The organism is Dolichospermum sp. LEGE 00240, from assembly GCF_015207875.1.
In the GTDB taxonomy this organism is placed as follows: Bacteria; Cyanobacteriota; Cyanobacteriia; order Cyanobacteriales; family Nostocaceae; genus Dolichospermum; species Dolichospermum gracile.
Genome location: NZ_JADEVZ010000123.1, coordinates 1 through 8,660, shown reverse-complemented (window position 1 = coordinate 8,660; position 8,660 = coordinate 1). Strand labels below are relative to the sequence as shown.

General features: G+C 35.0%; 7 protein-coding genes and 1 pseudogene. 7 read left to right on the top strand and 1 reads right to left on the bottom strand.

Going from position 1 to position 8,660, the window contains the following annotated elements:
* Window positions 1-121: 121 nt before the first annotated feature.
* Window positions 122-676, top strand: a pseudogene (locus IQ226_RS23750) (VOC family protein); the annotation flags it as partial.
* Between the two features lie 212 nt (window positions 677-888).
* Here IQ226_RS23750 and IQ226_RS23745 read toward each other — a convergent pair.
* Window positions 889-1,848, bottom strand: coding sequence for a M48 family metallopeptidase (locus IQ226_RS23745; protein ID WP_193899495.1), 960 nt, complete (start codon window positions 1,846-1,848; stop codon window positions 889-891).
* Window positions 1,849-1,954: 106 nt separating this feature from the next.
* Here IQ226_RS23745 and IQ226_RS23740 point away from each other — a divergent pair, with 106 nt between their 5' ends.
* From IQ226_RS23740 to IQ226_RS25435, 6 genes are all read left to right on the top strand, one after another.
* A complete protein-coding gene (locus IQ226_RS23740; protein ID WP_193899494.1) occupies window positions 1,955-3,499 on the top strand; it encodes an ATP-dependent DNA helicase in 1,545 nt (514 codons plus the stop codon).
* A gap of 67 nt (window positions 3,500-3,566) precedes the next feature.
* A complete protein-coding gene (locus IQ226_RS23735) occupies window positions 3,567-3,785 on the top strand; it encodes a DUF2839 domain-containing protein (protein ID WP_168635553.1) in 219 nt (72 codons plus the stop codon).
* A gap of 95 nt (window positions 3,786-3,880) precedes the next feature.
* Window positions 3,881-4,627, top strand: a complete 747-nt coding sequence (locus IQ226_RS23730; RefSeq protein ID WP_193899493.1) for a creatininase family protein — start codon at window positions 3,881-3,883, stop codon at window positions 4,625-4,627.
* A 114-nt stretch (window positions 4,628-4,741) separates the two neighbouring features.
* Window positions 4,742-5,857 (top strand): DUF262 domain-containing protein, encoded by a 1,116-nt coding sequence (locus IQ226_RS23725; protein WP_193899492.1) that lies wholly within the window; start codon window positions 4,742-4,744, stop codon window positions 5,855-5,857.
* 2 nt (window positions 5,858-5,859) lie between these two features.
* Entirely contained in the window at window positions 5,860-7,200 is a 1,341-nt protein-coding gene (locus tag IQ226_RS23720; RefSeq protein WP_193899491.1) for a DUF3696 domain-containing protein, read from the top strand.
* 3 nt (window positions 7,201-7,203) lie between these two features.
* Window positions 7,204-8,061, top strand: a complete 858-nt coding sequence (locus IQ226_RS25435; protein WP_228039644.1) for a hypothetical protein — start codon at window positions 7,204-7,206, stop codon at window positions 8,059-8,061.
* The last annotated feature ends 599 nt before the right edge of the window (window positions 8,062-8,660 follow it).

Here is an 8,660-nt window from a genome sequence, read left to right as displayed (position 1 = left end):
CTGATTCTCTTGTATTTAAAAGTTTGCAAACCTTTACAGAGATAGAGTTTTCGGCTTTTATGGTTTAGATTTATCGGCATTAAATTTTGGTAATTTTAGTTGTGACCATAAAAGAGACGAAAGAGCCGTTTTATTTCAACGTTTTGGTTATGATGTTCCTAATTATGGACAGATTAATGATCATGCACCTTTAAAAACTAGTCAGTTTACTCATGTGGGTATAGTTGTCCAAGATGATAGTAGGGAAATTCTCAAATTCTATGAAGAAGTTTTAGGTTTATTGCGTGTACGGGATGATGTGGAAACAAGTTATGAATCATCTTTAGCAGGAAGAGAATTTTTTGCCCTAAACCCAGGGGAAAAATTTATCGTTACGGCTTTTGATGATCCTTGTTCTTCTCAAACTGATTTTATGGCAGCGCGAAGTGGGAGACTTTATATTATTCGCTTTCCAGAAAATATGAAGTTGGCATCATGTTTTACAGATGCAAAACCGGGATGTTTAGGAATGTGCCTTTATACTTACAGAGTCCGGGAAATAGAGATTTATTGGCAAAGGGTGCGAGAAAGTGCCGCCCAACAAATTACGGAAATTATGATTAATGAGTTTGCAGAAAAGAGCTTTTCTTTTGTTGCTCCTGATGGTTATTTTTGGAATATATTGGAAAGTAAATAAATGATTACTCTAAGAAGATGTTTTAAAAGTTTATGGCTATCGGCGATTAGAAATCGCTACTACACAAACCAAGTCCACCTTCGTGGACTAACACAAAATTAAGGTTCTTAACCCATGAAGATGGGTTTTGTCTGTGTAGCCGCGACTTCCAGTCGCCAAGGCAAGTAATAATATAATGGTGCGTTACGCTGTCGCTAACACACCCTACGAATCTAATCAGATTTTCTCATTTTGTTAATTTCTGCTTGTAATTTTTCAATTTCTTGTCTGAGTTTTTCGGCTTCATGATCTGGTGTTTCTGGCGTAACATCTACTGAACCATCAGCAGAACATTGATAATTACCTTTTTTGATTTGCTGATATTCTTCTGATACTGCCCAACTGCGTAAATAATGCAAGCGCTCTACTGGGAAAGGATGACTCAGCATCATTCCTTGTGCGCCATTGTATAAGAGAAATTTATATACTTGATTCAGCCCATCATCATCTAGTGCTTGATATTTTTCTGACTGTTGCATAAATTCTTGTAAACTACATTCATGGGCATATTTATGACTACCTCCAGAGAGTTTCATCATAGATGACATGACTGGGTTTAAATCGTCCATGACTAATAAAGCCGCCCTATCTGCGGATAGTTCAGCTTTGCGTCGCCACTCAAAAAAGGCATAAATCAAGGCTTGACTGACAAAATTACCTAAACCGAAGGTCAATTCACCAATGGCTTCAGCGGCATTCATCGCCCATATCGCCATTTGAATTAAAATAGTATGACCACATTTAATATGTCCCAGTTCATGAGCTAAGACCACCCGTAGTTCGGCTTCATTGAGTAAATCTAGTAACCCAGTGTTGACGACGATATAAGGATGTTCTTGTCCTAAAGCATAACTATTAACTTGGGCGTTTTGAGAGATAAACAAGCCTGGTTCACCGTTAATGTCCAAATCTCGGACGCATTCCCGAAATATCTGGTAAATAGTAGAATATTGGCGGGGTCCGACTTGAATGGAGTTACCCATTAAATAGACAAGTTGGGGTCGTTCATAAACAAATTCTACAAATTTACGGGCGATTAAATCAAAGCCGGGTAAACTGCGTAAAGCTTGTTCTGCTTGACTATCTAATGGATGTCTGAAGGCTTCGCTGGAAATTCCTGGATAAGTTGGCATAATTTAGGAGAATGGGTAAATAAATGGTCATTGGTCATTGGTCATTGGTAAAGATAAAACAACGAACAACTGACAACGAAAAAACTTGTTATGGAATTAAAAGCGCGTGATTGAGGCTGAAGTTCATTTATCATTACATAACTTCTTGCGATCGCAAGCAGGTTTTCCTTCCTGGCCGCATCATTTGACAATGGCTAGGTTAGTAGCACGTGCTTTGCGATTAGGACGTAGTGCTTTAATTCAGGTAGGGGCAGTTTGTGGACATCAAGGACGATATCGCACCAGTTTTATCGCTTCTGCTTTAATGTGGCACGGTTCTGTAATTATTGTCGCTTCGGAAACTGTCCAGCAACGGTTGTTAAAGGTAGAAATTCCCCGACTCCAGCAATGGCTACCAGCGAATAAACCCATTAGAACCGGCGAATTTTGGCCAAGTCCTGATTTTCAGGGTTTACTGTTGACTTCTCCTGAAGCTTGGTTAAAGGGACAATTTGCTGATAACAATCCATTTCCGGCGAATATTGCCACAATTATTGATGGCGTTGACGATTTAGAAGATTGGGTACGTTCTGGGCTGACTCAAAGCATTGAAACCCATGATTGGGATCAATTAATGCTGGCTTATCCTAATGAAGCGGATTTAATTCGGGAAGTCAGGGTAGAACTAACATATAAATTATTTCAGCACCCCGAAAATCCCTATCACTGTTATCTGATTTCTCAGCCAGAAATTGATATTTTACAAGATTTATATTTAGCTTTAGATAAAAATCATCTTCCCGATGCTTGGCGAAAATTTTGGCAGCAATTCCCCCAGTTTGAAGATTCTTCTGCCCCTACCTTATTTTGGGCGACAATTTCCCGTCGTCAAGGATTATTTTCCCTACATTATGCTCCCCTGGAATTGGCTAAAATCCTCGCCCCAATTTGGCAACGTCAACCTGTAGTATTAATTGGTAGCGCCTTAGAACCAGAAACAGAAGCACCCCTTTTCCGTCAACGCTTGGGTTTAGAAGATGTTACTTGCTTGAAATTTGCTGCCGATAGTCAAGGGGAAGCAATTCAACTTTATGTTCCCTATAAGTTACCTTTACCAAATACACCAGAATTTCAACCAGCTTTAATTCATCAAGTTCGTACTTTGGTATGTTTGAGTGCAACCGCACCAGGAATGACAGTAATATTAATTGGAGATGTACCCCTAAAAGCCAGAGTGGGAGCAATTTTGGCTTCGGAGTTTGGTTCACGGGTACAGGTAGAAAAAACTTGTTTAGATGAAAACGGGATTTTGATTACTGGTTGGGAATTTTGGCGGGAAAATCAAAGTGTTTTACCATCACCCAGATTGTTAATTATTGCAACTTTACCACTACCATCCTTGGAAAATCCTTTGGTAGCTGGTAGAGTAGCTCATTATAAGCGATCGCACCAGGACTGGTTTCGGCTATACTTACTGCCCACAGCCATGAATGAATTACAAAGAGCGATCGCACCCGTCCGCGAAAATCAAGGTATAGTAGCTTTACTCGATAGTCGTGTCGTTAACCGCAGTTATGGCGTGCAAATCCTCTCAGCCCTTAGTCCCCTAGCTCGTTTAAACTATCTCGATCCTAGTCTGTTTTCTGCTAATAATGAAGATGATTCTAGTTAATTAATTTCCCTGCCGAATTTCTATTAGAATTTAAAATAAACTCAAAAACAAACTAAATTATCGAATTATGGGTGAAGCAAAACGCCGTAAAAACTCACTCGGAGAAGACTACGGACAAGACACTACAAAAATATTACCTTGGGTTCCCATCACAAAAACCCAAGCCTCACAGTTTGTAGCTATCACCACTCGTGGTGCATGGATAGGTATTGGATGTATGGTATTTGCTTGGGTAATCATCCGCTTTATCGGTCCCGCTTTCGGTTGGTGGGAAATTGTTGGGTAATTGGTCATTGGTAATTGGTCATTGGTTGATTTTCTTCTTCTTTCTTCTTCTTCTTTCTTTCTCCTGACTCCTGACTCCTGACTCCTCTAAAAAAAATGCTCTTACATTTAAGCACTTGGCCGGAAGTTGAAACTTATTTACAAAAATCTCAAGGAATTATTTTACCCATTGGTTCAACAGAACAACATGGGCCAACAGGATTAATTGGGACTGATGCAATTTGTGCAGAATCCATATCTAAAGGTGTTGGTGAAGCAACTCAAGCAATGGTAGCACCAACAATTAATGTAGGCATGGCATTACATCATACAGCCTTTCCTGGAACAATTAGTTTACGTCCTAGCACTTTAATTTTAGTAATAAAAGATTATTTGACTTGTTTAGTAAAAGCTGGTTTTACCAAGTTCTATTTTATTAATGGACATGGGGGAAATATCGCTACCCTCAAAGCAGCTTTTTCCGAAACTTACGCTCATTTAGAAGATTTGCAAATTCCCAATTCCGCAAAAGTGCAATGTCAAATTGGTAATTGGTTTATGGGTAGTTCAGTGTACAAACTTGCCAAAGAATTATATGGTGATCAAGAAGGTTCTCACGCTACCCCCAGCGAAGTAGCTGTTACCCAATATATTTATCCAGAAGCAATTAAAAAAGCTCCTCTTTTTCCAGAAGTTGCTGGTGGACATAAAATTTATAGTTCCGTTGATTTCCGTTCCCGTTATCCAGATGGTCGTATGGGTTCAAATCCAGATTTAGCGACTCCAGAATACGGTAAACAGTTTTATGATTTGTCTGTGGAAGAATTGAGTAAAGGGTATTTGGATTTTGTGAAGGGAGAATAATTGAAAGTCGCTATCTAATAAATTCGTCAAAAGTAGCTATCACCAATTCTATTCTTCTCGAAGATGTCATAATTAAACTCTTAAACACTTTAGATAAGAAAAGGAGTAAAAAATATGAATGAAGAATTACAAGATAGTGATGTCATCGAGAAAGATGAAGATACTGCTGAAGAGGATAGAGGTGATAGTGGAGGGTTATATCCTTATGATCCAACGAAAGCAGATATTGATATTAGAGAAGAACCGCAAACAGTTTTCGAGTTAATGAGAAAATATGATAATGGAAAACTGATAATTGATCCTGAGTTTCAACGTAATCTTGTTTGGACACTAGAAAAAAGAAGTAAATTTATTGAATCAGTTATCCTTAACTTTCCTATACCTCCTTGGTATGTTAATCAAACTGTGGAAGGTAAGTACATTATAGTAGATGGTTTACAGAGAACATCTACCTTACATCAATTTATTAATGATCAATTTAAATTAACAGGTTTAGAAGCTTTAACTAATTTGAATGGATATATTTTTTCTGAACTTAAAGAGTTACCGGGTGATTATCAAACCAGAATAGAAGATAAAAAACTTAATATATATCTTATTAAACCTTCTGTACAAGCCAAGGTTGTTTATGATATTTTTAATAGAATTAATACAGGTGGTACAAATCTTGAACGTCAAGAAGTCAGAAATTGTATATTTTCAGGAAAATCTACTAAAGTTATTAAAGAATTATCAGAAACAGACTATTTCAAGAGAGCTATTGATAATGGTATATCTCCCAGAAGAATGAAAGATAGAGAAGTTATTTTGCGCTATCTAGCATTTAGAATTTTTGATTATGAAACAGAATATCAGGGAGACTTAAGTGATTTTGTAGAAAATGCAATGAAAAAGATTAATTTGATGCCAAATGAACAAATAGATGCTTTAAAAAATGATTTCAAGAGAGTTATGAACTTGACTTTTGAGTTTTTTGGTAATAAAAATTTCCGTTTACCCGCAGGAAAAAGCAGAGGAAGAATAAATATTGCTATTTTTGAATCTGTTTCCCATTTTTTCTCTGTAAATAACAATAAGTTTTTGGAAGATAATAAAAAATCTATTCAAGATAATTTTGACAAATTGCTAGAAAATCCAGAATATATTGATGCAGTAAAATATGCGACAAACAGCAAGAAGAAAGTTATTATCAGATTTAAACTCGCACAAGAAATTTTAGGGAATGTATAGATATGCTAACTCAAATTGAATTAGAAAACTTTAAATGTTTTAAGGAAAGAACAACTTTTCCATTAGGACAATTAACACTACTTACAGGAATAAATGGATGTGGTAAATCAACCTTGCTTCAGTCTTTGCTATTAATGCGACAATCTATTGATCATAATGAAAATACTGATCAAATTTTGTTGAATGGTAGTTGTGTAAGTTTAAATAGTTTTAATGATGTTAGAAATAGAAATAACTCAAGAAATGATAATATAAAATTCAAATATTATATTAATGCTAATTATGCCAATCTTTTGAACTTACGGGGAAATATTGAATACTCTTTAAATGAAAATTTAGATGATGATATGGTAGCGAAAATAGTGGAAATTAGTTTTCTTGGTAGAATAAAATTAGATGACGAGTATAAATATCTAGATTATAGTTCATATTATGATGTTGATGCCTCTTTTATATCTAGATATGATGAGTCTTTAAAAGAAAACGTATTTGATTATAATATCTCAAGTTTTGATGAAAATAACTCAGAAGAGAAACTAAAGAGTGATATTTCTATTCTAAATGACTTAACACCTATTAGTCCATTTCCTATTTGGAAAAAACTTCAAGATATAAGTCGAATGTTATTACGTAAATCTTTAAACTTCCATCACATTCACTATATATCCGCAGACCGTTTAGGACCTCAAGAATTTTATTTAAAGTCTACCATCAACAAATTTCCTAACGTTGGTGCAAAAGGTGAATTTACAGTTAACATACTCTATAAAAAAAGAGATGATTTAGTAAATGATAAACTATGTTTAGGTGAAGATGCAAAAACACTAGCTACCCAAACAGAAGAATGGCTTAACGAAATCTTTAATGGTGCAAAAGTTGAAGTTCCTAGTTCTGAAAGTAATATACTCGAACTTTTATTTAATACTAGCACATCAAAAGACCGTTTTAGACCAGCTAATGTGGGATTTGGATATAGTTACATTTTACCAATTGTTGTTTCAGGTTTGATTGCAAAAGAAGGAGAAATATTAATAGTAGAAAACCCAGAAGCACATTTACATCCCAAAGCACAATCACGACTAGCTAAATTTTTAGCTAAAGTGAGTAGTTGTGGTGTACAAGTTTTTATTGAATCCCATAGTGATCATATTTTAAATGCCTTGCGAATCGCTGTTCTTGATGATATTATTACTCATGAAGACTTAAGTATATTATATTTTCAACAAAATCCAGAACAGCCAGTTGTGCAAATTCCTGTCCAACCTAATGGGGGAATTGAAGAATGGCCAGAAGGATTTTTTGACCAAATGGATAAAGATTTTGCACGACTTTTCGGGATGTAAAAAATGGAAATATTTATCAATGAGGTGTCTCTAGAAGGTCAGTATCTTAACGAAGCAGAATTTCGAGATGCGGTGAAAACGTTCACTGCTATCTTTGTGTTAATTAATGAAAAAATTCAAGAAAAGAAGCTTTACAAAGAAGAAAGTGCTATATTTATCAATTATGAAGCGATTAGAGGTTCTAACTTTCATACCAGTCTTAATCTACTTAAAGATAAATCTTTAAAAATAGCTTTTCAAAACATAGTTTTTAATAAATCAAATCCCCAAGAATGGCGTAAAGGAAAAGTACATTTTTCAGAAGATTTATTTGATTGTTTAATTAGTGATAATAATTATAAAAATGTTAATGATACTTCATTAGCTGAAGTTACAGAAAGAAAATTACAAAATCATGAAAGTGAATATTTACTAATTAACTTTCCAAATTCTAGTTTTAGAACAGCGCACCCTCATATTAATCATAATTGTTTAATTACTATTATTAAAAATAATGATGAAATCAATCTGATATGTTTAGATGGTATAGATAGTAAATTAGCGCTGGAATGTTGGTTGGAACATAAGCTAAATTTAAGTCAATTAGAATATTCTTGTGATAGCACAAAATCACCAACGGATAAACAGACAATTTTACGAGATACTACAAGATTTAAAAAAACAGTCAATAAATGCCAAGGAAGAGTTATTTACCTTGAATCAAATACAGAACGCCATTGGTATGTAGATAATTTACATTATGGTCAAGCTTCTCATTTAGAAGTTTTTGATAAAACAGGTAAAAATCATCTTGGAGAAGCAGACTTAAACGGAAATATTAATTATTCTAAAAGCGATTCAGATAAAACTATAGATGTTTGAATGTTAGCAGTTGCGAAAACAGAAACCAAAATCCTCTACATCCTTTAATCGGTGTAAATCCTGATTCAGACAATTAATTTGCAAATTATAATCTTGATGAATAAAAACTCTATATATATGGGCGCACACTTTCCCATTCATACCATAAGCATACCCAAAACTCGGAACACTGTCAAGCCCCCTAGCTGAAATCACCAAAACTCGTTGAATTATTGATAAAATTCTCAATAATAATGAGAATAGACCCCCCGTAATTGAGAAAGTTCTTTTTTACCAACATCCCATACAAATAACTTATATCTCAATCCTGTTCTGTTCAGGAAATATTAGGTTGGGTTGAACATAGTGAAACCTAACAAATGCTTAGAAATGCTAGGTGACTCCTGACTGGGCGCAGGTCCTGCGCCCCTACCTCCTGATTTCCTAAGCTTAATCAATACTTAAATAAATCTGAACTATAGACAATAGTATCTAGGACTTACGCATTGACAAAAAAATGAATCTATGTTGATGAAGCAGCACAAGCATTGGTAAGATTGTCCACAATGTAGTCGCGCACAACTAAAGTGAATAAGTTTCTTTGCACTTCATACCAATTA